The sequence below is a fragment of the Streptomyces sp. NPDC046203 genome (assembly GCF_040646255.1).
GTDB lineage: Bacteria > Actinomycetota > Actinomycetes > Streptomycetales > Streptomycetaceae > Streptomyces.
Genome location: NZ_JBEYZX010000020.1, coordinates 53673 through 79065, shown reverse-complemented (window position 1 = coordinate 79065; position 25393 = coordinate 53673). Strand labels below are relative to the sequence as shown.

The following is a 25393-nucleotide window of genomic DNA, read 5'->3' as shown; positions in this document are numbered from 1 at the left end:
CTTCGGCCGCGTAGGGTCCGGGCCATGACCGTTTTACATGGTGCCCTCGTGACCCTTCGTCCCAGCGTCCGCGAGGACGTGCCCGCCCTCGCCGCCATCCGGGCGACACCCGAGGTGTGGCAGTGGTGGCAGGGCGGGGACGATCTCCCGGCGGATGTCTCGGCCACCCTCGACGACCCCGCGGTGCACTGTCTGACCGTCGAGTACGAGGAACGGATCGTCGGGCAGATCCAGTGGCACGCCGACGAGTCGATCGAGTACCGGCACGCCGGCATGGACGTGTTCCTCGACCCGGCGGTGCACGGCAAGGGCGTGGGCACGGACACCGTACGGACCCTGGCCGCCCATCTCGTCGACGACCACGGCCACCACCGGCTGACCATCGACCCGGCGGCCGGCAACACGGCGGCGATCCACTGTTACGCGAAGGTCGGCTTCCGGCCGGTCGGCGTCATGCGGCAGTACGAGCGCGAGGCGAACGGGACCTGGCACGACGGGCTGCTGATGGACCTTCTGGCCGACGAGCTGGTGCGCTGAGGCCATGGCCCTCGTACCCGGGGCCCCGTAGCCCCGTAGCCCCGTAAGACCCCGTACCCCCATGCCAGTGCCCATGCCAGTGCCCATGCCAGTGCTCTTGGCTTTGCCCTTGCCCTTGCCGTGACGGGTGTCCTGTCGCTCCGGCCGGTGCTCCCCGGGGGCGTTCCCCCGGCGGGCGCGACAGGACACCCGCTAGACGACCTGGTGCAGCCAGCGGACCGGGGCGCCCTCGCCCGCGTAGCGGAAGGGTTCCAGCTCGTCGTCCCAGGGCTTGCCGAGCAGCCGGGCGATCTCGGTCTCCAGGACCGTCTCGCCCCGGGCGGCGCGGGCGAGGGCGGCGCGCAGCCGGTCCTCGGGAATCAGGATGTCCCCGTGGATGCCGGTGACGGCGTGGAAGATGCCGAGTTCGGGGGTGGCGCTGTAGCGCTCGCCCTCGGCGGCGGCGCAGGGCTCCGCGGTGACCTCGAAGCGGAGCATCTGCCAGCCGCGCAGCGCGGAGGCGAGCTTGGAGGCGGTGCCGGTCTGGCCCTGCCAGGAGAATTCGGCTCGCCACATCCCTGGTGACGCGGGCTGGCGGACCCAGTCCAGCTGGACCCTCGCACCGAGGACGCCCGCGACCGCCCATTCGACGTGCGGGCAGAGCGCGCGCGGTGCGGAATGAACGTACAGGACTCCACGTGTCGTCACCGGGACCTCCAGTGTGGGGACAAGGGGGCAGCCGTTCCCAGCGGCCTCAGTACACATCATCACGAGAATGGGTATCCGCAAACCCCCAAAAAGGGGACAGCATGTGACGTGATGTAATTTACCGGAACCGGATCGGTGGCGGGTTCCCCTGCTTCGACGGGCCCAAGCTACCGTGCCCGGCCCGCCAGGGGAGGGCGTACGGTCGGGCGGGGACGGGTGGACACGAAGCTTTCACTCGCCAGGACGCGGACGGACCGCGAAGGAGGTTCGCGGATGCGCGGGCGAAATCGTTTCCGCACGGCTGTCGCCGCCACGGCGGCCCTGCTCTGCGCGGGGACCGCGGCCGGCTGCTCGGCGGCCGGTTCCGGTGACGGGGGCGGAGGCGGGGCGCGCTCAGGGGGCGGGGCCGGGGCCGGAGCGGGCCGGCCGGCCGCGCCGGCGAAGCCCGTGTGGAACACCTCCCCCGGCTCGGTCGCCGCCGTCGGCGACTCCGTCACCCGCGCCTTCGACGCCTGCTCGGTCCTGGCGGACTGCCCCGACGTGTCGTGGGCGACCGGCGGCGACCCGGACGTGAACTCGCTCGCCCTGCGGCTCCTCGGCACCGAGCGGGTGGCCGGCCACAGCTGGAACCTGGCCCGGACCGGGGCGCTGATGGCCGAGCTCCCGGAGCAGATGGACACGGCGGCGGCCGAACGGCCGGAGCTGGTGACCGTCATGATGGGCGCGAACGACGCCTGCCGGGACCGGGTGGAGCAGATGACCCCGGTCGACGACTTCCGTACCTCCTTCACGACGGCCCTCGGCCGGCTGCGGGCCAAGGCGCCGAAGTCCCAGGTGTACGTGGCGAGCGTGCCGGATCTGAAGCGGCTGTGGTCGACCGGACGGGTCAGTCCGATGGCTCGTCAGGTGTGGCAGCTTGGCATATGCGGCTCGATGCTGAAGGACCCGCAGGACCTGGGCGCGGCGGCCGAGGAGCGCCGGACGGCGGTGCGGGAGCGCGTGGTGGCGTACAACCGCGTACTGAAGGAGGTGTGCGCGAAGGACGACCGCTGCCGGTACGACGACGGGGCCGTCTTCGCGTTCCCCTTCGAACAGGCCCAGCTGAGCCCGTGGGACTTCTTCCACCCGAGCCGGGACGGCCAGGCGCGGCTCGCGGAACTCGCGTACCGGCGGATCACCGCGCCGTAGCCGGCCGGGGGTCTGCAAGGCGGCGGGTCAGCGGGCCGGTCAGAGGTCCAGGGTCGCTCCGAGGCGCGGGTCGTCGAGGGAGTGGGCGGCCACCACCCGGTAGGTGCCGTCGACGCGGGTCCAGCCGCCTTCCTTCTCGTCCCAGATCTCGAAGGCGCGGCGCGGCAGTTCGACGGTGACCTCGACGCTCTCGCCCGCGTCCGCCGTCACGCTCGCGAAGCCGGCGAGCCAGCGCGCCGGGCGCTCGGCCGGGTCGTGGACGGGTACGAGGTAGATCTGGACGACCTCTCGGCCGGGCCGGGTGCCGGTGTTGGTGAGCCGGACGAGGGCGGAGTCCGGGGTGGCGACGAGGGAGTCGTACGACCAGGTGGTGTAGCCGAGGCCGTGGCCGAAGGGGTACGCGGGGACGGCGCCGGCCCGGTCCCAGGCGCGGTAGCCGATGAACACGCCCTCGGTGTAGTCGAGCGTGCCGTCGGTGGGGGTGACCTCGGTGACGGGGGCGTCGGCGAGGGCGGCCGGCCAGGTGGTGGGGAGCCGGCCGCCGGGTTCGGCGGCGCCGGTGAGGACGTCGGCGAGGGCCGCGCCGCCCTCCTGGCCGGGGAACCAGGTCAGCAGGATCGCGGCGACCTCGTCGCGCCAGGGCATCTCGACCGGGGAACCGGCGTTGACGACGACCACGGTGCGCGGGTTGGCGGCGGCGACGGCGCGGACGAGGTCGTCCTGGCGGCCGGGCAGGGCGAGGCCGGTGCGGTCGAAGCCCTCGGACTCGACGCGCTCGGTGGTGGCGACGACCACGACGGCCGTACCGGCGCCGCGCGCGGCCTCGGCGGCCTCGGCGATCAGTTCGTCGGGGTCGCGGCGCGGCGGGAGATGGACGAGGGAGAAGACGACGGCGGGCAGCGGGGGCGCGAACTCCGGGGCGGGGGTGTGCCGCAGCGACACCTCGACCGTCTGCCCGGCGGTCAGTTCGGCGGTGCCGCGTTCGGTGGGCGCGCCGAAGAACGCCTCGAAGGGGTCGGTCTCGGTGCCGGGGCCCTGGGTGCCGTCGAAGAGGACCCGCCCGTCGACGGTGAGGACGAAACCGCCGAGACCTCGGGTGCCGAAGGCGTGCGGGCCGCTCTCGCGCGGGGTGAAGGTGCCGGTGATCTCGACGGAGGCGAGGGTGTCGTGGGTGACGCCGGCGGGGAGGTCGGCGCCCATCCACTGGACCTGGCCGATGGGCAGCGAGCCCGTACCGAGGACGGTGCCGGAGGTGTCGCGGCACACCGCGCGCAGGGTGAAGCCCGTGCCGGCGGGGGCGAGTTCCTCGGTGGGGTCGGCGCCGAGGGAGAAGGTGAGCGCGCCGGCGGGGAGGGCGGCGGCGAGACCGTCGTACGGGGAGACGACGTGGTCGGGGAAGACCTGCGCGGAGCCGCCGCCGAGGACGCGGGCGTCGCGGGCGGCGGCGCCGGAGAGCGCGACGGTGGGGGTGGTGGGAGTGGCGGGGGTGGTGGTGCCGTCGGGGGTGGTGCCGTCGGTACTGGGGAGGGGGCCGGTGCCGAGGGGCAGGACGTGGGACTCGTTGCGGAGGAGGACGAAGCCCCGGTGGGCGATCTCGCGGGCGAGGGCGTCGCCGTCGATCGGCGCGGGCGGGGTGGTGACGACGGGCGGGGCGCCGTCGAGGGCACCGACGCGGGCGGCGAGCCGGAGGACGTTGCGTACGGCGGCGTCGACGGCGCTCTCCGCGACCTCGCCGGCCCGGACGGCGGCGGCGAGCGCCGGGCCGTACACGGTCCGCGGGCCGGGCATGGCGAGGTCGAGGCCGCCTTCGAGGGCGGCCTTGGTGGTGCGGGCGGCCATCCAGTCGGAGACGTTGACGCCGTCGAAGCCCCATTCGCCGCGCAGGACGTCCTGGACGAGGTAGCGGTGTTCGGTCATGGTCGTGCCGTTGACCTGGTTGTAGGCCGTCATGATGCCCCAGGGGTGGGCATTTTCGACGACGGCTTCGAAGGGGGCGAGGTAGAGCTCGCGCAGCGGGCGGGCGGCGACCCGGTTGTCGACGGTGAAGCGGTCGGTCTCGGCGTCGTTGGCGACGAAGTGCTTGACGGTGGTGCCGACACCGCCGTCCTGGATGCCCTGGACGTAGCCGGTGGCGAGGGCGCCGGTGAGGTACGGGTCCTCGCTGTGCGCCTCGAAGTGACGGCCGCCGAGCGGGGAACGGTGCAGATTGACGGTGGGGGCGAGCAGGACGTGGACGCCCTTGCGGCGGGCCTCCTGGGCGAGCAGCCGGCCGGCGCGGCGGGCGAGGGCGGGGTCCCAGGTGGCGGCGAGGGCGGTGGGGGACGGCAGGGCGACGGACGGGTCGTCGGCGGTCCAGCGGACTCCGCGTACGCCGACGGGGCCGTCGGACATCACGAGCGGGGCGAGGCCGATCTCGGGCAGGGCGGGCAGCGACCACATGTCACGGCCGGCGAGCAGCCGCGTCTTGGCGTCGAGGTCGAGGGAGGCGAGGGCGGCGTCGACGGCGCGCTCGCGGGCGGTGTCGGGGTCGAGGTCGGGGTCGGCCACCGTTTCCGGCACCTCCGGCACCCCTTGATTCCTCTGTGCCTTCTGCGCCTTCTGTGTCTCCCGCATACCGTGCCCCTCCTCGTCGAAGTGTGCTGGTGCGGCCCATCGTGACCGATGCCCTGTAGGGCGGTAGGTGACGTTGCCTGTTCGTTACCTTACGTATGACGTACGGTCCTGTCTCTGACACGGCGTGAGACGCGAGACGGGGGGCGGGGCGATGGCCCGGGCCAGGAACGAGGAACGGCGGGCGGAGATCGTCCGCGCCGCCCTCGAAGTGATCGCCGAACGCGGCTACCGGGGCGCTTCGCTGAGCGCCGTCGCCGAACGGGTCGGCCTCACGCAGCAGGGCCTGCTGCACTACTTCCCGACCAAGGAGACGCTGCTCGTCGCCGTCCTGGAGGAGCGCGACCGCTGGGACACGGGCGGTGGCCCGGGCAGGGAACAGTGGCGGCTCGATCTGCTGGAGTCGCTGGTCGAGTACAACGCGATGCGGCCGGGGATCGTGCAGACCTTCTCCGCCCTGCTGGGCGAGAGCGTCACGGAGGACCACCCGGCCCGCGCCTTCTTCACGGAACGCTACGCGCACGCGCGCGCCACCATGGCCGCCGTGCTGCGCGCCGAGTTCGGCGACGAACTCCCGGGCGGGCTGACGCCGGAGCGGGCAGCACCGCTGCTCACGGCGGTGATGGACGGACTGCAGTACCAGTGGCTGCTCGCCCCGGAGTCGGTGGACATGCCGACGGCGTTCCGGGACTTCGTGGCGCTGCTGAGGGAGGGGAGAGTGGGGGCGTGGCCCGCAGGGGGCGGGCGGGGCGTGTCATAGCGCGAGGTGCGAGTGAGATGTGACGTGGTGTCCGCCCTCCTTCCGAGAGTCGCGCCTTCCAGCGCCGCGTCAAGGGCGCTCCCTTCGGTCGCGTCGCTTGCGCGACTCCGCTGCGCTCCGCCCTTGACCCGGCGCCTCCAGGCACGAAAAACACTCTCGGAGGGCGGCCCAGGGGAAAGGTCCACGCGGGGGCGGTGCTGTTTGCCGACCGCCGTGGGCGGGTGGCGGGCCGGTGGTCGGGGTGGGGTCCGGGTATCGCTCCGGTCGGCTTGTCGGGTGTGCGCCGGTGGGGTGGGGCTGAGTTCGCGGCCCGGGCCGGTGGGACCGTGCCCGCCGGCCCGGGGTGCGCAGCAGTGAAATGGGGCGGCCCGGCCCGGCTCAGCGGATGACCGCCGTCGCCTGGCGGGGATTCATGCCCCGCTGGTCACCGCCGGTGGCACTAAAGAACCGACAAGCGCCCGCATGAACATCACCCCCGCGTGCACGGGGACCACATATGCCGAGGTCTCACCACAACCTCGGCCGAGGGACCACCCCCGCGTGCGCGGGGACCACCTCCGCTACGGCCGGTACGACCAGACCAAGGCGGGACCACCCCCGCGTGCACGGGGACCACAGATAGGCGTCGAGCATGGTGGTGCAGCCCGCGGGACCACCCCCCGCGTGCGCGGGGACCACCCGCTGCCGAGGACGAGTATGGCCATGGCCAGGGGACCACCCCCGCGTGCGCGGGGACCACGAGGGGTTCCTCGTTCAGCTCGCCACGTCCTGGGGACCACCCCCGCGTGCGCGGGGACCACAGGATGGCAGCGTTGTCGGCGTGTACGTCGTGGGGACCACCCCCGCGTGCGCGGGGACCACCGCCTGCTGGGGCGTGGAGCGCTCCGGCGGTCGGGACCACCCCCGCGTGCGCGGGGACCACATCAGTTCCAGTCGTACGCGTCTCAGGCTGGTGGGACCACCCCCGCGTGCGCGGGGACCACGACTCCAAGGAGGAGAACGGCCCGGCGCTCATGGGACCACCCCCGCGTGCGCGGGGACCACTCCCAGTCGGCCTGGCGTCCGAGGGTGGCGTGGGGACCACCCCCGCGTGCGCGGGGACCACACCGGCAGCAAGTTTTCCGGTGTCGCCGATCTGGGACCACCCCCGCGTGCGCGGGGACCACGCCGACCATGCGCGCAGTTCTCGTATGGCGTCGGGACCACCCCCGCGTGCGCGGGGACCACAAGTCCAGCGCCACCGCATTGTCGACCGTCTCGGGACCACCCCCGCGTGCGCGGGGACCACACGACGATCTGGCGGGCCATGTCGCCGCCGAAGGGACCACCCCCGCGTGCGCGGGGACCACAGGAGCCGACCTGGGGCTTCACATCGCCAGACCCCGGATTTTACCCACTTTACCAAGGTGCGACTTAAGCCAACATTCCCGCATCAAATGGGGCAATCGTGAACTCCTGTGACTCCAAAGGCCCTCCCGGGCGCTCGCGAGCACACTAACTCGCACAGGACTCGTGTGACGGCAGGGGCGAGGGATGCTCGCGTGCGCAGTTCCTTCGTCCGGCGGATGGGTAAGTCGAAATCCCCGCCGGAAACGGGACGGGAGTGAACTCCTGTGACTTCAGAGGCACTCCGGTGTGCTCGCGCGCGCACTTACTCACCCAACCCGGGGTGGAAGGCGCGACTCCGCACCCGCCGTGGGGCGGGTGTGAACTCGTGTGACTTCAGAGGCGATTCCAGGGCCCCTTCCCTCCGCGCGAGCGGGGTTTCCCTCGCCCCCACCCACCAAGGGTGACCAGCGGGGCATGAATCCCAGACCGCCGACGGCCGTCATCCGCTGAGACGGCCCGGGCCGCCCCATTCCACGACTGCGCACCCCGACGGCGGACACCGTCCCGCCCGCCCCGGCCACAAACCGAGCCCCACCCCACCGGCCCGCACCCGACAAGCCGGCCGGAGCGATACCCGAACCCCACCACCCCCGGCCCCGCACCCGCCCACGACGGCCCGCACAAAAGAAGCTGCCGCGTGGACCCTTTCCCCGGGCCCGCCCTCCGAGTGTGAAAAGGCTCCCGCAGCCGGGCGGTCAAGGGCGAAGCGAAGCGGAGTCGCGCAGCGACGCGACGAAGGAGCGCCCTTGAGGGGCCGGCGGAGGGGGCCACACTCGGAGAGAGGGCGGGCCACCACCCGAACCCCACAGACACGCCCACCCATAGGACCCGCCCTGACCCGCACCCACCCCCCACCCCCCACCCCAGTGCGAGGATGCCCTTCATGATCGTCGCAGCCACCCAGTTCGCCCCGGTCGCCGGGGACATCGCCGCCAACGCCCGTACCGTCGCCGGGCTCGTCCGCTCCGCCGGGGCCGAGGGGGCCAGGGTCGTCGTCTTCGCCGAGCTGTGCCTGACCGGCTACGTCCCGGCCCTGATCCGCGACACCCCCGCCCTGATCCTGACCGAGGACGACCCGCGCCTCGCCCCCATACAGGAGGCGTGCCGCGCGGTGTCCGCCGCCGCCGTCGTCGGCGGGCCGGTACGGACGGACGACGGCCGCGTCGCGATCACCACCCTGGTGATCGGCCCCGACGGCAGCCTCCTCACCCGCTACGACAAGCAGCACCTGTACGGCATCGAGGCCGAGGTGTTCGCCCCGGGCACGGCCGACGGCCGGTTCACCCTCGACGGCGTCCGGTACGCCACCGCCACCTGCTACGACAACCGCTTCCCCGCCCTGGCCGAGCGGGCCGCCGCCGACGGCTGCCGGGTGTACCTGTCGAGCTCCGTCCTCGAAATCGGCAACGACTCCTTCGAGAACGTCTACCCGGCGCGGTCCCGCGACTTCGGCCTGTACGCCGTACTCGGCAACGCCCTCGGCACCAGCGAGGCCGGTATCGGCGCCGGCCTCGCCGGCGCCTGGGGCCCCGACGGGGAGCGGCTCGCGGACGCCGGGCCCGACACGGCGGGATACGTACTCGTCGACATCCCGGAAGGGACCCCGGAAGCCGCCCCGGAAGCCCCGGAGGCCACCGAGAACCGCTGAGCGGAGCCCGCCCGCCGTAACTCCCCCGCACCCCGCCGGGATGTGAACCGGCCGTCCCCGGCGCACCCTGGTGCCGGGGACGGTGACCGGGGGCCGGCAGCGGCGGGCGGAGCAGGGACGGATGACCGACAAGCCGATCGACTACGCGGGCGTGTTCCGGGCGCTGCCCGGCATGGTCGCGGTACTCACCCCGGATCTCGTGTACGTCGACGCCAACGACGAGTTCCTGCGGATCGCGGGCCGCGACCGGGAGCGGACGATCGGCCGCAGCCTGTACGACACGTTCCCCGTCAGCCCGAACGATCCGCATCAGAACGGCGTGCGGACGCTGGCTGCCTCCCTCCGCCGGGTCGTGGAGACCGGTGAGCGCGACACCATGGCGCCGCAGCGTTACGACGTCGAGTCGGCCGAGCAGTCCGGGGAGTGGGAGGAGCGCTACTGGAGCCCCGTCAACGCCCCGGTGTTCGGTCCGGACGGCACCGTCCACCTGGTGGTGCTGCGGGCGGAGGAGATCACCGAGCTGATCCGCGCCCGGGGCGGGCCGGTCCGGGGCCGCACCCGGGTCCTGGAGGCCGAGCTGTACGCCCGGGCGCGCGAGCTGCAGGAGGTCAACGAGCAGTTGCGCGCGGCGCACGCCCGCGAGCGGGAGGTGGCGATCGCGCTCCAGGAGGCGATGCTGCCCGCGCCGGGCCCGATCGGGCCGCACCGGGCGGCGGTGCGCTACCGGCCGGCGATCGGCGCGCTGAACGTCTGCGGCGACTGGTACGACCTGGTCACCCTCGACGGCGGCGGCGGGGGCGGAGGCGGCGACGGGATCGGCACGGCGGACACGGGTGATGAGGGGGCCCAGGGCAGCGAGCGGACGGCCGACGGAAACGGCGCAGGTGCAGGTGCGGGCACAGGCGCGGGCGCGGGCAACGGGGGCGGCGACCGGATCGGGGTGGCCGTCGGCGACGTCGTCGGGCACGGGCTGGCGGCGGCCGGAGTGATGGGGCAGTTGCGCAGCGCGCTCAGCGCCGCCTCCCGGGTGGCGTCCGGGCCCGCGAAGGCCCTGGACGTGCTCGACCTGTACGCCCGGTCCGTCGAGGGCGCGGAGAACTCCACGGCCGTCGAGACCTGGATCGACTTCGAGCGCAAGGTCATCACGTACAGCAGCGCCGGACATCCGCCGCCGGTCCTGGTGCACACGGACGGGACGGTGGAGTTCCTGGACCGGGCCACCGACCCGCCGCTCGGCGCGTATCTGCGGCACGGCACCCGGCCGCAGGCGGAGGCCGCGTTCACCCCGGGCGGCACGCTGGTGCTCTACACGGACGGGCTGATCGAGCGGCGCCACGAGGACATCGACGCCGGCCTCGACCGGCTCGCCGAGGCCCTGCGCCGCCACCGCACCTCCGCCCCCGAGACGCTCGCCGACGCGCTGCTGCTCGACATGCTGCCGGTGGGCGGGGCGACGGACGACACGGCGCTCATCGTCATCGGTCTGTGAGCGGGGGCACGGGTCGGGGCCGGGTCGAGGTCAGGAGGAGTACGGGCCGGGCTGCCTATACGTCTGCGGCTGCGGCTGTGTCGGCGGGTACGGCTGGTACTGCTGCTGGTGTACGGGGTACCCCGCGGCGTCCCCGTTCCCCTCCCCTCCCTCGGCCTGCTCCCGATCCCGATCCCGATCCGCCGCGTTCTCGCCGTTGAGGTCCCGGGCCATCAGGGTGGCGCCGGCGACCGCGCCCGGCATCAGCAGGACGGCGACGAAGGGAACGAGGAAGAGAAGGGTGAGGGGGACGCCGAAGCCGAGGGCGAGGGACCGGCGGCTCCGCAGCAGGCCGAGGCGCTCCTTGAAGTCGATGTCCCGGCGCTGGAGCGCGACCGCCGTCAGTTCCTCGGTGAGGAAGAAGCCGGAGACGCAGAAGCCGATCGCGGGGACCACGGTCTGCCCGACGACCGGGAGGAATCCGGCGGCGAAGAGCAGAACGCCGTACAGCGCAACCCGGGCGAGCACGCGCACGCTGTCCCGGGCCGAGATCCACAGCTCCCGCATCAGCGACCGCCCGGACTCGGGCGCCTCGCCGCCCTCGGCGCGGTCCACCGCCTCGGACAGCGACTCGTAGAAGGGCTGGCCGACCAGCAGCGTCACGGCGGTGAAGGTGATCACGGCGAGGAACAGACCGAGCGCGAACACCAGGAAGGTCAGCGTGCCCCGCAGCAGCCCCTGCCAGGGCGAGCCCCAGCCGTCGGCGAAGGGGGTGGCCCAGGCCGTCAGGTCGTCGGCGCCGTAGAAGAGGCCGACGAGCGCGCCGATGTACAGCACAAAGGTGACGAGTCCGGGCAGCAGACCGATGCCGAACCACCGTCCGTGGCCCGCCACCCATTTCTGGCCCTGAAGGAGATAACCGAATCCCGCCCCGATTTCGCGCATGGCGCACACCCTAGGGCCATTCGGGGGCATGGCCGGAAAGAGGGCCGCACCCTGGTCGGTCAGAGTGCGGCCCTCCCCCAGTGTGCGGGTTCGCAGGCCAGAAGGCGAACTCGGCCCTCTGATCCGGGTGGATCACCGCCCCCGGAGCCCGCCTCCGGGCCTGAGGGGACGTCAGTGCGCCCGCACCCCCGGGCGGCCCAGCCCGACGCGCGCGGGGCCCGGCGCGGCAGGACGATGCCAGGAGAGGCACGCCCGTACGCCCCGTACGCGCCGCCTCCCCACCCCCACCCGCCTCACCCACCTCGTCCGCCCCCGCCCCGCCCCCGCCCACGACCGCACCCCTCGCCCCCGCACCCGCACCCGCACCCGCACCCGCACCCGCACCCGCACCCCGGAGGATCACCGTGACCGTCAGCCTCGAGCAACTGCGCCGCTGCCATGTCGCGGTCGACCTGGGCGCCGCCCGGACCCGGGTCTACGTGAAGGGCTCCGGGCTCGTCGTCGACGAGCCGTCCGTCGCCGCCGTGAACACCCGTACCGGTGCGCTGATCGCCGTCGGCGCCCTGGCCGAGAAGATGACCGGCCGCACCCCCGACTACATCCGGGTGGTCCGCCCGGTCTCCGGCGGCACGGTCGTCGACATCGAGATGGCCCAGCGCATGCTCCGCCACCTCCTCGGCGACAAGCTCCGCCGCCAGCTGCGCCGCAAGCCCCGGCTGCGGGCCGCCGCCTGCACGCCGCACGACAGCGATCCGCTCGCCCAGCGCGCGGCCGTGGAGACCCTGGTGGGCCTCGGCGCCCGCCGGGTGGAGCTGGTCGACACCCTGATCGCGGCGGCCGTGGGCTGCGGTCTGCCGGTCGAGCAGCCCACCGCGACCATGATCCTGGTGTGCGGGGCGGCCACCACCCAGGTCGCGGTGCTGTCGCTGGGTTCGATCGTCACCGCCGAACGCATGCCGGTCGGTGGCGACGCCATCGACCACGCCGTCATCCAGCATCTGCGCCATCAGCACGAGCTGATGCTGCCGAGCCAGTCGGTCCGCCCGCTCCAGGTGGCCCTGCACGGCAACGGCCTGACCGTCCAGGGTCCGACGTACACCGAGATCCACGGCCGTGACGTGGCGACCGGTCTGGCCCGCTCGGTGACCGTGGACACCGCCGCCGTCCGCCAGGCCATCCAGACGCCGCTCACCGCCGTCCTCGACGGCATCGGCAAGGTGCTCCGGGACTGCCCGCCCGACCTGGTCGCCGACCTCGCCGACCGGGGGATCATGATGGTCGGCGGCAGCGCCCTGCTGCCCGGTCTCGACCAGATGCTGCGCGAGGCGACCGGGATGCCGGTGCAGATCGCGGAGCGGCCCGACGTGTGCTCCGTGCTCGGTCTCGGCGCGATGCTGGAGGGGCGGGTCCAGCCGCTGGCCCTCGCCCCGCTGTCCAAGGACCGCCCGCTGCGCGGTCTCGCCCTGGACGACCGCCCGCCGGCCGAGCGCGACGCACTGGACCGGGCCGCCACCGAGGACCTGCCGGCCGGCGACCGGCCCACCGCGGCGGAGTGACGCGCCCGGGGCGCGATACCCCGCTCGGGTTTCGGCATTTTGTACGACAATGAACCCATGCCGATCACGGACAAGGGAGCGAACGGACATGCGGGCGGGGATCGGGGAGGAGGCTCCGGCGACACCGATCCCCCGCGCGGCCCCGATCCCCTTTCCGGAACCGGGCACGACACGGGGGCCGGGCACGACACGGGATACGGCCCCGGCCCGGGATACGGCCCCGGCTCCGAGCCCGGCTCCCCACCCGGATACGACACCGACCCCGGCTCCGGCCCCGGCTCCGACCCCCGCCCCGAGGCATCCCGGCTGCCGATGCTGCTCGAAGCCGTCCTCAGTATCGGCAGCGACCTCGGACTGTCCGCCACCCTCCAGCACATCGTGGACACCGCGACCGCGCTGACCGGCGCCCGCTACGGAGCCCTTGGAGTCCTCCGGCCCGAACACCGGGATGTCACCGGCCTGTTCACCTGCGGACTCACCGAGGAACAGCGCCGGCGCGTCGGCCGGGTCCCCGGCGACCGTACCGGGCTTCTCGACGCCCTCCTCGGCGACCCCGAGTGGCCGCTGACGCCCAACGGCACGGCGAATGAACCTCGTTCGGCCATACCACCCGAGACCGGCCACACCGCCGCGACGGGTTCCTTCCTGGGCGTGCCCGTTCGCGTCGGCGCCGAGGCGTTCGGCAATCTCCATCTCGCCGGCAAGCGCACCGGCCCCTTCACCCCGCAGGACCTGGCCCTGCTGCGGGTCCTCGCCGCCCAGGCCGGCACCGCCATCGCCAACGCCCGCCGTTACGAGACCGCCCGGCAGCGCGAGCGCTGGATCGAGGGCGCCGCCGCCGTGACCAACGCGCTTCTCTCCGGCCGCCCCGCCGAGGACTCCCTGGGGGCCGTCGCGGAACAGGCCCGGCTGCTCGCCGACGCCGCCGCCGGGGCGGTGCTCCAGCCCACCGAGGAGGGCGGGATGGAGATCGTCGCCGCCTCCACCGCCGGGGACCCCGGCGACCTGGTCGGCGTCACCATCGCGCCCGGCTCCGCCGTACTGGTCCAACTCCTCGGCGGCGAACCGGTGTTCATCGACGACTCGGCCACCGATCCCCGGATGACGACTCCCGTACGGAGCCGGTTCGGGCCGTCGATGATGCTGCCGCTGCGCAGCGGCGGGCGGCTCATCGGCACCCTCGCGCTGCCCCGGCGGCGCGGCGACCGCCCGTACACCGCGGCGGACCGGCTGCTCGCCTCGCAGTTCGCCTCCCAGGCCGCGCTCGCCCTGGTCCTCGCCGACGCCCAGCACGACCGCGAGCGGCTCGCCGTCTACCAGGACCGCGACCGAATCGCCCGCGATCTGCACGACCTGGTCGTCCAGCGGCTGTTCGCCACCGTGATGATGCTGGAGTCCACCCAGCGCCGGTCCACTCCCGCCTCCGGCGACCACGCGCTGATCGAACGGGCCCTCGACGAGCTGGACTCCACGATCCAGGAGGTCCGCACCACGATCTTCGCGCTCCAGCAGCCGCCCGCCGACGTCCCGGCCTCCTTCCGGGGCCGGGTGCTGCGCGAGACCGGCGGCGCGGCGGCGCTGCTCGGCTTCCAGCCGTCCGTGCACTTCTCCGGCGCCGTCGACGCCCTCACCGACGACGCCTCGGCCGAACGCCTGCTCGCCGCGCTCCGGGGCGCGCTCGCCGCGGCGCACCGACGGCCCGGGATCGGCGCGGTGACGGTCGAGGTGAGCGCCCGCCCGGGGGCGGGCGGTCCGCGGCTGCGGGTGACGGACGACGGGGTTCCGCCGGCCGTGGTGACCTGGCCGCCTGCGGAGGAGTGACGGCGGGGGGCGGCGGGGCGGGCGGCGGCGGAGTGGCGGCGGGGGTCGGCAGGGCGGGCGTGACGACGGGGTCGCGCCCGTCCGCGCGCACCCCGGCGCCTTCGTCCGTACGTACACACGCCCCGCACGTACGGACTCCGGCCCCCCCGTACGGAGCAGTCCCGCGCGCCTCGGCCGGGCGCCCCGCCTTGACTGGTGACGTGGACACGGACACCGCGGCGAAGCCCGCCGCCGCACCCCAGATCCCGGCCGCCGCCTATCGCAACCTGATCATGGCCACGATCGGCTTCGGGCTCACCTTCTGGGCGTGGTCCCTGATCGCCCCGCTCGGCCCCCACTTCGGCGAGACGCTGAAGCTGAGTTCGTTCCAGCAGTCTCTGCTCGTCGCGATCCCGGTGCTGGTCGGCTCGCTCGGCCGGATCCCGGTCGGGGCGCTCACCGACCGGTACGGCGCGAAGCTGATGTTCCCGCTGGTGTCGGCGCTGACGATCATCCCGGTCCTGCTGCTGATCCTCGTCAAGGACAGTTACGGGCTGATGCTGGCCGTGGCGTTCCTGCTGGGCCTCGGCGGCACCACGTTCGCCATCGGCATCCCGCTCGTCAACTCCTGGTTCCCGCCCGCCAAGCGCGGTCTCGCGCTCGGCATCTTCGGCATGGGCATGGGCGGTGTGGCGCTGTCCGGTTACTTCACGCCCCGGATGGCCAAGCACAGCGAGAACCTGCCGTTCATCGTGGTGGCCTGCGCGCTCGCCGCGTACGCCCTGCTCGCCGTCCTGCTGATCAGCGACCGCCCCGACCGGCCGGTCCCCGCCGCGTCCCTGGCCACCCGGCTCGGGCGGGCCGGGCGGCTGCGGGTCACCTGGGAGCTGTCGGCGCTGTACGCGATCGGGTTCGGCGGCATCGTCGCGTTCGGCGTCTACCTGCCGACGTATCTGAAGACCTGGTACGAGCTGGACCAGACCGACGCGGGCACGAAGGCCGCCGGGTTCGCCCTGGTCACGGTCATCTTCCGGCCGCTGGGCGGCTGGTTCTCGGACCGGATCCACCCGGCGATCGTGACGGCCCTGGCGCTCGGGACGGTGGCCCTGCTCGCCATCGTCCAGGCCTTCGACCCGCCGCTGAACCCGGGCGGCACCATCGCCCTGCTGATCATGGCCGCCGGGCTCGGCACCACCAGCGGCTCGGTCTTCGCCCTGGTCTCCCAGGTCACCCCCCAGGCCCAGGTCGGCAGCGTCACCGGCATCGTCGGCGCGATGGGCGGCCTCGGCGGCTTCGTGCCGCCGCTGGTGATGGGCGCGATCTACAGCGCGAAGGGCTCGTACTCGATCGGCTTCATGCTCCTGTCCGATCTGGCGCTCGCCGGCTGCGTGTACGCGTACGGGCGGATGCGCACCCTGCGGCCGGAGGGCGAGTCGGCGCCCGGGGGTACGGGCGGTGGGAGGCCGGGCGGTGCGGGTCCGGGCGGTGCGGGTCCGGTAGCCGGGGGTACGGGCGGCGGACGCACAGGGGGCGGGAACGCAGGGGGCGGGAGCACGGGCGGGGGACGTACGGGCGGGGGCGGTGCGACCGGTGACGGTACGGGCGGGGGCGCGGCGGCCCGCGCCTGAGCGGCTGGGGGCTGCCGCGGGCCCCGGCGAGCGGGCAGAATGCGCGCCATGAGCGCCCTCTTCCCGGCCTTGACGGACCCGGCCTCGGCCGGCCGGCCCGCCCTGCGCTTCGGCGCGGGGCCGACGATGACGTACGCGGAACTGGCCCGGGCGGCCGATGCCTTGGCGGCTCGGCTCGCCGGCACCGGGCGCGTGGCCGTCTGGGCGACCCCGACTCCCGCGACGGCGGTCGCGGTGGTGGCCGCGCTGCTCGCCGGGGTGCCGGTGGTGCCGCTCAACCCCCGCACCGGAGAACGGGAGTTGGCCCACATCCTCGGCGACAGCACGCCCGGCGCGGTGCTCGCGGGGCCGGGGGACGCACTGCCGGACGGGCTCGCGCGGGTGCCCCGGATCGATGTCGAACCGGGGAGCCGCTCGGGGGGCACGGCTGCCACCGGGCCCGGGGAGTCCGGGGAGGTCCCGATGAGCCCAGCCCGCGCCGAACGCGCCGAGCGCGTCGAGCCCGACGCCGAGGCCCCCGCCCTCGTCGTCTACACCTCCGGCACCACCGGCCCGCCCAAGGGCGTCGTGCTCTCCCGCCGGGCCGTCGCCGCCTCGCTCGACGCGCTCGCCGAGGCATGGGCCTGGACCGGCGACGACGTGCTGGTGCACGGGCTGCCGCTGTTCCATGTGCACGGCCTGGTCCTCGGCGTCCTCGGCCCGCTGCGGCGCGGCGGCGGACTGCGGCACCTGGGTGCCTTCTCCGTCGAGGGTGTGGTGCGGGAACTGGGCGACGGCGGCGGGACGATGCTGTTCGGCGTGCCGACCATGTACCACCGGATCGCCGAGGCCCTTCCCCACGATCCGGCGCTGGTCCGGGCGCTCGCCGGGGCGCGGCTGCTCGTGTCCGGCTCGGCCGCGCTGCCCGTACCCGACCACGAGCGGATCACGGCGGCGACGGGGCGGACGGTGATCGAGCGGTACGGCATGACCGAGACCCTCATGAACACCTCCGTCCCGGTGGGTTCGGACCCCCGCCCCGGGTCGGTGGGGCTGCCGCTGCGCGGGGTCGGGCTGCGGCTGGCGGAGGACGACGGCACGGTCCTCGACGGCTGCGACGGGGAGACGATCGGCGAGGTGCAGGTGCGCGGGCCGAACCTGTTCAGCGCGTATCTGAACCGCCCGGACGCGACGGCGGCGGCGTTCACCGGCGACGGCTGGTTCCGCACCGGGGACATGGCGGTGCGCGAGCCCGACGGGTTCGTGCGGCTGGTCGGCCGCCGGGCCACCGACCTCATCAAGAGCGGCGGTTACAAGATCGGCGCGGGCGAGATCGAGAACGCGCTGCTCGACCATCCAGAGGTCCGCGAGGCCGCCGTCACCGGCGCGCCGGACGCGGATCTGGGCGAGCGGATCGTGGCCTGGGTGGTACCGGCCGACCCGGACCGGCCGCCGGCCCCGGACGCGCTCGCGGCGCATGTCGCCGCGCTCCTCGCCCCGCACAAACGGCCGCGCGAGGTCCGTTTCCTGGCGGCGCTGCCGCGCAACGACATGGGCAAGATCCTGAAGAAGGCCCTGGCCGGGCCGCCGGCGAGCGACCACCACGGCGGTCGCGGTCACGGCACCCCCGGGACGCCCAAGGCACCCGAGACACCCGAGACCCCCAAGGCCCAGGAGTCGCTTCATGACTGAGCGGATGACGGCCCGGGAGGTGCTCGCCCTGGTCGCGGACGGCTTCACCCCGCTCGCCCCGCCGGCCGCCGGGGACGAGAAGGCCGCCCCTGCGGAGGGCGCGGGTGCGGCCCCGGCCGACGGCCCGCTCGCCTGGGCCGGTTACGGCGACTCCCGCGCCCGCGCGGCCGTACGGACCGGCGAGGAGGAGTCGGTCCTGTGCGGGACGGCGGAGGTGGGCGGCCGGCCCTGTGTCCTGGCCGTCTTCGAGTTCGGTTTCCTCGGGGGTTCGCTCGGCCGCGCGGCGGGCGACCGGCTCGTCGCCGCATACGCCGCGGCGGCCGAACTCCGTATCCCCCTCGTGTCGTTGGTCGCCACCGGCGGCAGCCGGATGCAGGAAGGGATGATCGCGCTCGGCCAGCTCCAGCGGGTCGCCGCCGCGTCCGTACGGCTGCGCGCCGCGGGCGTCCCCCAGGTGGCCGTGCTGCGCGACCCGGCCACCGGCGGCGGCTGGGCCACCCTCGGCGCGGGCGCGGACGTCGTCCTGGCGCTGCCCGGCGCGCAGGTCGCGTTCGCCGGGTCCCGGGTCCGCCCGCCGGACGCCGATCCCGCCGCGTACACGGCCGAGGACCAGTACGCGCACGGTCATGTGGACGCGCTCGTCGCACCGGCCCGGCTGCGGGACACGCTGGCGCTGTGGCTGCGCCTGCTGGCGCCGGACGCCGCCCGGGGCGCGGAGCCCGCTCCCCCGCCGTACGCGCTGCGCGATCTGCCGCCGCCCGCCACCGGCTGGGAGGCCGTACGGCGGGCGCGGGCGGCGGACCGGCCGCGGGCCGGGGCGTATCTGGACGCGTACTTCGAGGTGCGGGCGGCGATCCGCGGGGACCGGGCGGGCGGTGCGGACGACCGGGTGGAGTGCGGCTTCGGGCTGCGCGAGGGCCGGGTCGTGGCGTACGCGGCGCAGGACGGCGGGGCGACCCGGCCCGCCGGATTCCGTACCGTGGCACGGCTGTTGGGGCTCGCGGACCGGCTGGGGATCCCGGTGCTCACGCTGGTCGACACCCCCGGCGCGGCCAATGACGCCGAGGCCGAGCGGGCGGGGGCGGGGCCGGCGATCGCGGAGGTGTTCGCGGCGATCGCCGGGGCCCGGGTGCCGGTGACGTCGCTGGTGGTCGGGGAGGGTGGTTCGGGCGGGGCGCTCGCGCTCGCCGCGCCCGGCGCCACCTGGGTGACGCCGGACGGCTATTTCTCGGTCATCGCGCCGGAGTTGGCCGCCCGGATCCTCAAACGCGCGGACGACCAGGTCCCGTTGACCGCCGGACAGCTCCGGCTGCGTCCTCAGGACCTGGTCGAACTCGGTGTGGCGCGCGGGGTGGTGGGGGTGGACCCCGTCTCCCGCTGAGCGGCCGGGGCCCCTGGCGTCGGGCCGTACCGTACCGGACCGCGTTCCGGTCCGGTACGGGGCCCGGGTCAGCCCCCGCCGACCACCCGGATCAGGGTCAGCGCACGCCGGCCGCGCGGATCAGCTCCTGCTTCACGGAGCCGCCCCGGTCGTCGTTCGCGCCCGCCCGCAGCGAGACGGAGGCCGCCTTGCCCGGGACCGCCAGTTCGCCCCGGCCGTCGGCGTTCAGCGCGACCTTCGTCCAGGTCGCGCCCTCGTCGTAGGAGGCCTCCAGCCACCGGCCGCCCAGCGTGCCGGTGCCGGTCGCGTCCTTCACGTACTCGGCGTAAATCCGCACCGGCAGCTTCTTGCCCGCCGGGACGTCGCCCGCGAGGTCGGTGGCGAGGTCGAAGCCGAGGTTGATCAGCGGGAGGTAGGTGATCCGGTCGGCCGGGGTGCGGGCGGAGCGGAAGGTCCACTCGGCGTGGCCCTTCGTGCCCAGGCGCCAGCGGTCCTGGTCGAGGGTGGTGTCGGTGACGACCTTGTAGTCGGCCTCCTCGGCGGGCGCGGACCAGACGTAGGCGCCGGAGCCGGTCTTGCGGTCGGCCCGCTCGCCGTTCACGTACACCTCGGTGAACTGGGTCATCGTCTCGTCGCCCCACACGTCGCCGAAGCCGGTGTGGTCGGGGCCGGAGTCGCCCCAGCCGGGGGTGTTGATGCGGATGGTGTCGCCGGTGCGCTCCTGGCCCCAGCCGAGGCCGGTGCCGAGCCACGGGTGCCAGACCGGCTTGAACCAGTCCTTCGCGACCTCGCTGCCGCCCTTGTAGGTGGAGATGCCGCCGCGCTGTTCCAGGGCGATGCTGTCGCCGCCGAGGTCGACGGACTCGTGCCAGCCCTGGCCGGTGCCGGTGGAGACGTACTCGGTGCGCTCGGCCGGGTAGGAGATCCACTCCTTGAAGCCGATGCCGATCTTGAAGGTGTCGGTGAGGGAGTAGCGGAACTCGCCGCCGAGTTCCTTCTTGCCGGTCGGCATGTGGTACTTGGCGCGGAGCGTGGCGAGTTCGCCTCGGCCGGGCCGGTAGACGAGGTCGGTGCCGATGGCGCCGGGGTGCCCCTGGGAGAGGTCGTAGACGTACGGGGTGAAGCGGGTGCCGGTCACGTCGACGCGCTGGCCTCGGGCGGCGAGGGTGGCCAGGCGCGCGGCGTCGGCCTGGTTCACGGTGGCGACGGCGAGCGGCCGCTCCTGGTAGTCGGCGGTGCCGAACCAGGTCATCAGGCGGCCCGGCCGGTCGTCGGTGACGAACAGGGCGGTGGCGCCCGCGTCCTGGGCGGTCTGGGCCGCCTGGACCGGGTCGGCGCCGTCGGCGAGGCGAATCAGGACGGCCTTGCCGGTGACGTTCCTGCCGGCGTACTCGGCGGCGGTGCCGGTACCCGCGTCGACGACGGTGAGCCGCTGGCGGCCTTCGAGGAGCGCGGTGCCGGGCTGGGTCGCGAGGTCGGTGAGCGCGGCGCTGGAGGCGGTGCCCTCCAGGAGCGGCTTGCCGAGCCGCCAGACGGTGCGGTACTCGAAGCTGCCCTCGGTGGGCTTGGCCGTCGGCGCGGTGAAGACCGAATCGTAGGTGAGCGGCACCTGGACGGCGCCGAAGTGCGAGGCGCCGCCGCCCTTGCGGTCGAACTCCATCAGGAGCTGGCGTGTCTCGGTGCGCTGGTCGACGTCGGCGCGGACCTCGCGGAGCTTCGTTCCGTCGAGGGTGATCTCGCGGTCGCGGTCGAGGACGATCTCGGGGTCGATGAGGAGGCCGAGGCCGAGGGAGTCCTTGCCGTGGGCGCCTCGGACGTCGAGGACGCCGTCGATGCTGTACGTGCCGGGCTTCAGGCGCAGCTTCAGGGTGCCGGACTCGCCGACGCCGGCCGGGAACGGGTCGACGCCCTTGGCCAGTTGGCGTACGGCGAGGCTCGCCGGGGCCGGGGCGCCGTCGCGGTCCTTGACGTGGACGGTGAGGGAGTAGCGCTCCTCTTCCTTGACCATGCCGAGCGCGGTGTGGGCGACGACGGTGCCGCCGCTCGACGCGGTGACGCGGCCGGAGCTCGTGCCTACCGGGGCTTTGGTGCCGTCGCCGGTGACGGTGGTGTGCGCGGTGCCGTGCGCCGGGACGGTGAGGGTGCTGTCGGCGAGGGTCGCGGTGCCGGCCGGTATGCCCTCGACGGCCAGGTTCAACTGGACGGGCGCGTCGGTGGAGTTGCTGTACGTGACGGTCTTGGTGACCGGCTTGTTGTCCTCGTACGGCCAGGCGTAGAAGCCGAGGTCGGCCGAACCGGTCGCGGACACCGTGGTGTTGATGGCGGCGGCCACGTCGACGCGGCCCGCGCCGAGGTCGTAGGCGGACGCGTCCAGCGTCTTGGAGCTGGACATGAGGGCGTCCTTGAGCTGGGCGCCGGTCCAGTCGGGGTGCCGTTCGGCGAGCAGCGCGGCGACACCGGCGACATGCGGGGTCGCCATCGACGTCCCGCTCATGGCGGTGTACAGGCCGCTGCCGGGCAGGAGTTGGGAGCGGGCGGCGAGGATGCCGACGCCCGGCGCGGACAGGTCGGGCTTGAGGGCCTGGTCGACGTAGCGGGGGCCCTTGGAGGTGAAGTAGGCGGCCTGGTCGGCGGAGTCGACGGCGCCGATGGTGAGCGCGGAGTTGGCGGCGCCGGGCGAGCCGATGGAGCCGGGGCTGCCGGAGTTTCCGGCGGCGATGACGAACAGCGCGCCGGTCTCGGCGGAGAGGCTGTTAACGGCCTGGGCCATCGGGTCGGTGCCGTCGCTGGGCTCCTGGGAGCCGAGGCTCATCGACACGATCTTCGCGTCGATGTCGCGGGCGGCCCACTCCATGCCGGCGATGATCTCGGACTCGCTGCCGTAGCCCTCGTCGCTGAGGACCTTGCCGACGGCGAGGGTGGCGCCGGGGGCGACGCCCTTCTCCTTGCCGTCGGAGCCGGCGCCGCTGCCGCCGACGGTGGAACTGACGTGGGTGCCGTGGCCGTTGCGGTCGGCGACCTGCTGGCCGGCGATGAAGGACTTGGACTCGGCAACGCGGCCGGCCAGGTCGGGGTGGGTGGTGTCGACGCCGGTGTCGAGGACGGCGACCTTGACGCCCTTGCCGGTGAGTCCGGCCTCCCATGCCTTGGGGGTGCCGATCTGGGCGTTGGAGTCGGCCATGGCGGCCTTCACGCGGGCGTCGAGCCAGACCTTGGTGCCGGGCGTGGGCGTAGGCGCGGTCGCGGTCGTGGCCGTGGTCGAGCCCGTGGCCCGCTGGGTGGCGGCCTGGTCGGCCTGGGCGGTGAACGCGCGCCAGAACGCGGCGGGTTCGGTGACCGTGACGGCGCTGCCGCCGACGCTGGGCAGCGCGCGGACCGTCTTGGTGCCGCGCGGGGCGGGGGCCGCCTTCCGCGCGCCGCCGTTGCCCTTGCCACCGCCGGAGCCGGAACCGGAACCGGAACCGGAGCCGGGGTTCTGGGTGACGATCAGCGGCAGGTCGCCGGTCAGACCCTGCTCGATCAGGCCGGTGACGTCGAAGAGCCGGCGGTCGAGAGCGCCGGACGTCAGGTAGGGCAGGGCCTCGTCGGGGATGACGCTGGTCCGGCCGTCCACCGTCTCGGTGCGGACGATCCCGGCGGCGCCCGGGGCGCGGTCGACGGTGACCGTCTGCCGGCCGCCGCCCAGGTCGGTGACGGTGACCCGGTCGCCGGTCACCAGGGTGACGGTGGTGGAGGCCGACGCGGCGGCGCTCCGGAACGTGTCCGGCACGGCGGGCGACACCGCTCCGGCGGGCGTCTGGCCCGCCGTGAGCAGCGCCAGGGAAAGCCCGGCGGCGAGCAGACCGGCCCTTCCGGCTGCGGAAGGTCTGATCACGACGACTCCTCGGACACCCGGGGGAAGGGGGGTTCCGGGCGTCGCGATGAGTCTGGGCCGTGGAACGGGAGTTGACCCGTGTCACGACTGGCGGCAATGTGCCGTGGCGGTCAACCGCCAGATCACGTCGGGGGGTTGCGCGGAGAGGGGTACGGAGGGCAGTCCGGTACGGCGGGACGCGCGGTCCCGTACGGCGAACCCGGGCGAACCGGGGCGCCCGGCCACCCCCGTACGACCTCCCGCGACCGCACGCCCGTGGCCGTATGCCGTAACCACCCCGGCCCGCCCGACATCCGGGCGGGTCCGGGGGTGCCGGGGGCGGCGGGGAGGCCGGGGCTCAGGCGACCGGGTCGCGCCCGTCGTACCGCCGGAACCCCTTCCCGTACAGGGCGAGCAGTCCGATGGCGAGGACACAGGCGAGACCGCCGCCGGTGATCGCCACACCCGGCCCCGCGAGGTCGGCGACGGATCCCGCGAGGAAGTCGCCGAGCCTCGGGCCGCCCGCGACGACCACGATGAACACGCCCTGGAGCCGGCCGCGCATCTCGTCCGGGGCGGCAACCTGGAGCATCGTGTTCCGGAAGATCATCGAGACGGTGTCCGAGTAGCCCGCGACGGCGAGCAGCAGCAGTCCGAGCCACAGATTGCGGGTGAGTCCGAAGACCGCGATGGCCGTGCCCCACGAGGCGACCGCGAGCAGGACCGCCTGCCCGTGGTGGTGGATCCGGCCCTGCCAGCCGGACAGCACTCCGCCGAGCAGCGCGCCGAACGCCGGTGCGGCGACGAGGAGTCCGGTGGTGCGGGCGTCCCCGCCGTACCAGAGGACCGCGATCGCGGGGAACAGCGCGCGGGGGTGGGCGAGGATCATCGCGCAGAAGTCCGAGAAGAACGTCATGCGCAGATTGGGCCGGGTGCCGAGGAAGCGCAGCCCGTCGAGGACGGAGGCGCGTCCGGCATCCGCGCCGGCGGCCCGCTCGGGCGGCATCGAGGGCAGCCGCCACATCGCGTAGAGGGAGGCGGAGAAGGCGAGGGCGTCGATGAGGTACGCGGTCTGATAGCCGGACACGCCGACGACGAGGCCGCCGAGGCTGGGCCCGACGAGCGTGCCGAACGTCATGGTCATCGAGTTGAGCGCGTTGGCGGCGCGCAACTGCCCGGCCGGCAGCAGCCGGGGGATCATCGAGCTGCGGGCCGGTGAGCTGAGCGCCACGCACACGGCCTGGAGAGCGACGATCCCGTACAGGAACCAGACCCGGTGGAAACCGGCGAACGCGGCGACGGCGAGCCCCGCGGAGAGCACGGCGAGACCGCTGGAGCTGACGAGGCCCAGCTTGCGGCGGTCGACGGTGTCGGCGATGGCACCGCCGTACAGCCCGAACACGACGAGCGGGATGAGCGCGCAGAGTCCGACGAGGCCGACGGAGAACGAGGACCGGGTGAGGTCGTACACCTGGAGCGAGATGGCCAGGGCCGTCATGCCCTGGCCGACCCAGGTGACGCTGGTGCCGAACCAGAGCCGGCGGAAGTCGGGCGAGGTGCGCAGCGGGGTGAGGTCCGCGAACAGCCGGCGCTCCCGGCCCCCGGTGCTCTCCGTCCCCGTCGCCCCGCCCTCGGATATCGGGCCGCCGCTGTCGGATATCGGGCCGCCGCTGTCGGGCGTCCCGGCGGGCTTCTCCCCCGCCCCTGTCCCCGCCCCCGCGCCCTTCTGGGTGGCGCTCACGCGGCGTCGGCCGTGAGGTCGTAGCGCAGCTCGGGGCGGTCCCAGTGGATGTGTCCGGCGTGCCGGACCGTGCCGGTGCGGCGGGCGCCGGTGCGCAGGTAGAACTCCTCGGCGGGCGGGTGGGCCACGACGCGTATGGAGGTGAGCCCGGCGGCCCGCCCCTGCTCGATCATGTGCTCCATGAGCAGCCGCCCGATGCCGCGCCCCTGGGCGTCGTCGGCGACGAAGGCGAGGTCCAGCTCGGCCTCGTCGAGGAGCAGCGCGTAGAAGCCGAGGATCCGGCCCTGGGGGTCGACGGCGACGTAGACGGGGTGGTGCTCGATGTACGAGCCGCCGACCTGGTAGCCGTCGACCATCGAGGCGTACTCGCCGGCGTAGGCGCCGGAGGTGCGGACGAGCTTGGAAAGCCGTCGGGAGTCGTCGGCGGTGGCGCGCCGGAGAGTGATGTCGGACATGGTTCGAGTATAGGAGCGACCACCGGGGAAGATCCTTACATTTCGACCGCTTCCGCAGGTACCGCAAGACGGGAGC

General features: G+C 74.1%; 16 protein-coding genes and 1 CRISPR repeat array. Of the genes, 10 read left to right on the top strand and 6 right to left on the bottom strand.

All coding sequences use genetic code 11. The features are described from left to right. Nucleotides 1–24 precede the first annotated feature (24 nt). On the top strand, nucleotides 25–537 hold the full coding sequence (locus tag ABZ990_RS17160; RefSeq protein ID WP_361231615.1) for a GNAT family protein: 513 nt from the start codon (nucleotides 25–27) through the stop codon (nucleotides 535–537). A gap of 192 nt (nucleotides 538–729) precedes the next feature. Here the strand turns inward: ABZ990_RS17160 and ABZ990_RS17155 are convergent, their stop codons facing one another. Further along, nucleotides 730–1224: a DUF3145 domain-containing protein gene (locus ABZ990_RS17155; RefSeq protein WP_361231613.1), complete on the bottom strand. Its 495-nt coding sequence runs from the start codon at nucleotides 1222–1224 to the stop codon at nucleotides 730–732. A gap of 273 nt (nucleotides 1225–1497) precedes the next feature. On the opposite strand from ABZ990_RS17155, the gene ABZ990_RS17150 reads away from it, so the two are divergent. Next, complete coding sequence (locus ABZ990_RS17150) at nucleotides 1498–2412, top strand: SGNH/GDSL hydrolase family protein (RefSeq protein ID WP_361231612.1); 915 nt, start codon at nucleotides 1498–1500, stop codon at nucleotides 2410–2412. Between the two features lie 39 nt (nucleotides 2413–2451). On the opposite strand, the gene ABZ990_RS17145 is transcribed toward ABZ990_RS17150, so the two are convergent. After that, nucleotides 2452–5025, bottom strand: a complete 2574-nt coding sequence (locus tag ABZ990_RS17145) for a glycoside hydrolase family 3 C-terminal domain-containing protein (RefSeq protein ID WP_361231610.1) — start codon at nucleotides 5023–5025, stop codon at nucleotides 2452–2454. 151 nt (nucleotides 5026–5176) lie between these two features. Here ABZ990_RS17145 and ABZ990_RS17140 point away from each other — a divergent pair, with 151 nt between their 5' ends. From ABZ990_RS17140 to ABZ990_RS17130, 3 genes are all read left to right on the top strand, one after another. Beyond that, complete coding sequence (locus tag ABZ990_RS17140; RefSeq protein ID WP_361231608.1) at nucleotides 5177–5782, top strand: TetR/AcrR family transcriptional regulator; 606 nt, start codon at nucleotides 5177–5179, stop codon at nucleotides 5780–5782. A gap of 465 nt (nucleotides 5783–6247) precedes the next feature. After that, nucleotides 6248–7131: a CRISPR direct-repeat array (repeat unit 29 nt; unit sequence GGGACCACCCCCGCGTGCGCGGGGACCAC). 923 nt (nucleotides 7132–8054) lie between these two features. After that, complete coding sequence (locus ABZ990_RS17135) at nucleotides 8055–8819, top strand: carbon-nitrogen hydrolase family protein (RefSeq protein WP_361231606.1); 765 nt, start codon at nucleotides 8055–8057, stop codon at nucleotides 8817–8819. Between the two features lie 121 nt (nucleotides 8820–8940). Then, nucleotides 8941–10308 (top strand): SpoIIE family protein phosphatase, encoded by a 1368-nt coding sequence (locus ABZ990_RS17130; RefSeq protein WP_361231604.1) that lies wholly within the window; start codon nucleotides 8941–8943, stop codon nucleotides 10306–10308. 30 nt (nucleotides 10309–10338) lie between these two features. Here ABZ990_RS17130 and ABZ990_RS17125 read toward each other — a convergent pair whose 3' ends face one another. Next, nucleotides 10339–11232, bottom strand: a complete 894-nt coding sequence (locus ABZ990_RS17125; RefSeq protein ID WP_361231602.1) for an EI24 domain-containing protein — start codon at nucleotides 11230–11232, stop codon at nucleotides 10339–10341. Nucleotides 11233–11636: 404 nt separating this feature from the next. Here ABZ990_RS17125 and ABZ990_RS17120 point away from each other — a divergent pair, with 404 nt between their 5' ends. The 5 genes from ABZ990_RS17120 (at nucleotide 11637) to ABZ990_RS17100 (ending at nucleotide 19268) form a co-directional block, all read left to right on the top strand. Then, nucleotides 11637–12788 (top strand): rod shape-determining protein, encoded by a 1152-nt coding sequence (locus ABZ990_RS17120; RefSeq protein ID WP_361231600.1) that lies wholly within the window; start codon nucleotides 11637–11639, stop codon nucleotides 12786–12788. Nucleotides 12789–13100: 312 nt separating this feature from the next. Continuing rightward, complete coding sequence (locus tag ABZ990_RS17115; RefSeq protein WP_361231674.1) at nucleotides 13101–14609, top strand: GAF domain-containing protein; 1509 nt, start codon at nucleotides 13101–13103, stop codon at nucleotides 14607–14609. Between the two features lie 272 nt (nucleotides 14610–14881). After that, nucleotides 14882–16216, top strand: coding sequence for an MFS transporter (locus tag ABZ990_RS17110; RefSeq protein WP_361231672.1), 1335 nt, complete (start codon nucleotides 14882–14884; stop codon nucleotides 16214–16216). Nucleotides 16217–16264: 48 nt separating this feature from the next. Next, on the top strand, nucleotides 16265–17887 hold the full coding sequence (locus ABZ990_RS17105) for an AMP-binding protein (protein ID WP_361231598.1): 1623 nt from the start codon (nucleotides 16265–16267) through the stop codon (nucleotides 17885–17887). Then, a complete protein-coding gene (locus ABZ990_RS17100) occupies nucleotides 17880–19268 on the top strand; it encodes a carboxyl transferase domain-containing protein (RefSeq protein ID WP_361231596.1) in 1389 nt (462 codons plus the stop codon). Before ABZ990_RS17105 ends, ABZ990_RS17100 begins: the two co-directional genes overlap by 8 nt. Nucleotides 19269–19365: 97 nt before the next feature. Here ABZ990_RS17100 and ABZ990_RS17095 read toward each other — a convergent pair whose 3' ends face one another. From ABZ990_RS17095 to ABZ990_RS17085, 3 genes are all read right to left on the bottom strand, one after another. Further along, complete coding sequence (locus tag ABZ990_RS17095) at nucleotides 19366–23142, bottom strand: S8 family serine peptidase (RefSeq protein WP_361231594.1); 3777 nt, start codon at nucleotides 23140–23142, stop codon at nucleotides 19366–19368. Between the two features lie 337 nt (nucleotides 23143–23479). After that, complete coding sequence (locus ABZ990_RS17090; protein WP_361231670.1) at nucleotides 23480–24760, bottom strand: MFS transporter; 1281 nt, start codon at nucleotides 24758–24760, stop codon at nucleotides 23480–23482. A 98-nt stretch (nucleotides 24761–24858) separates the two neighbouring features. Next, the gene (locus ABZ990_RS17085) at nucleotides 24859–25317 is read right to left on the bottom strand and encodes a GNAT family N-acetyltransferase (RefSeq protein ID WP_361231592.1); all 459 of its coding nucleotides are present in this window, start codon (nucleotides 25315–25317) and stop codon (nucleotides 24859–24861) included. Nucleotides 25318–25393 lie beyond the last annotated feature (76 nt).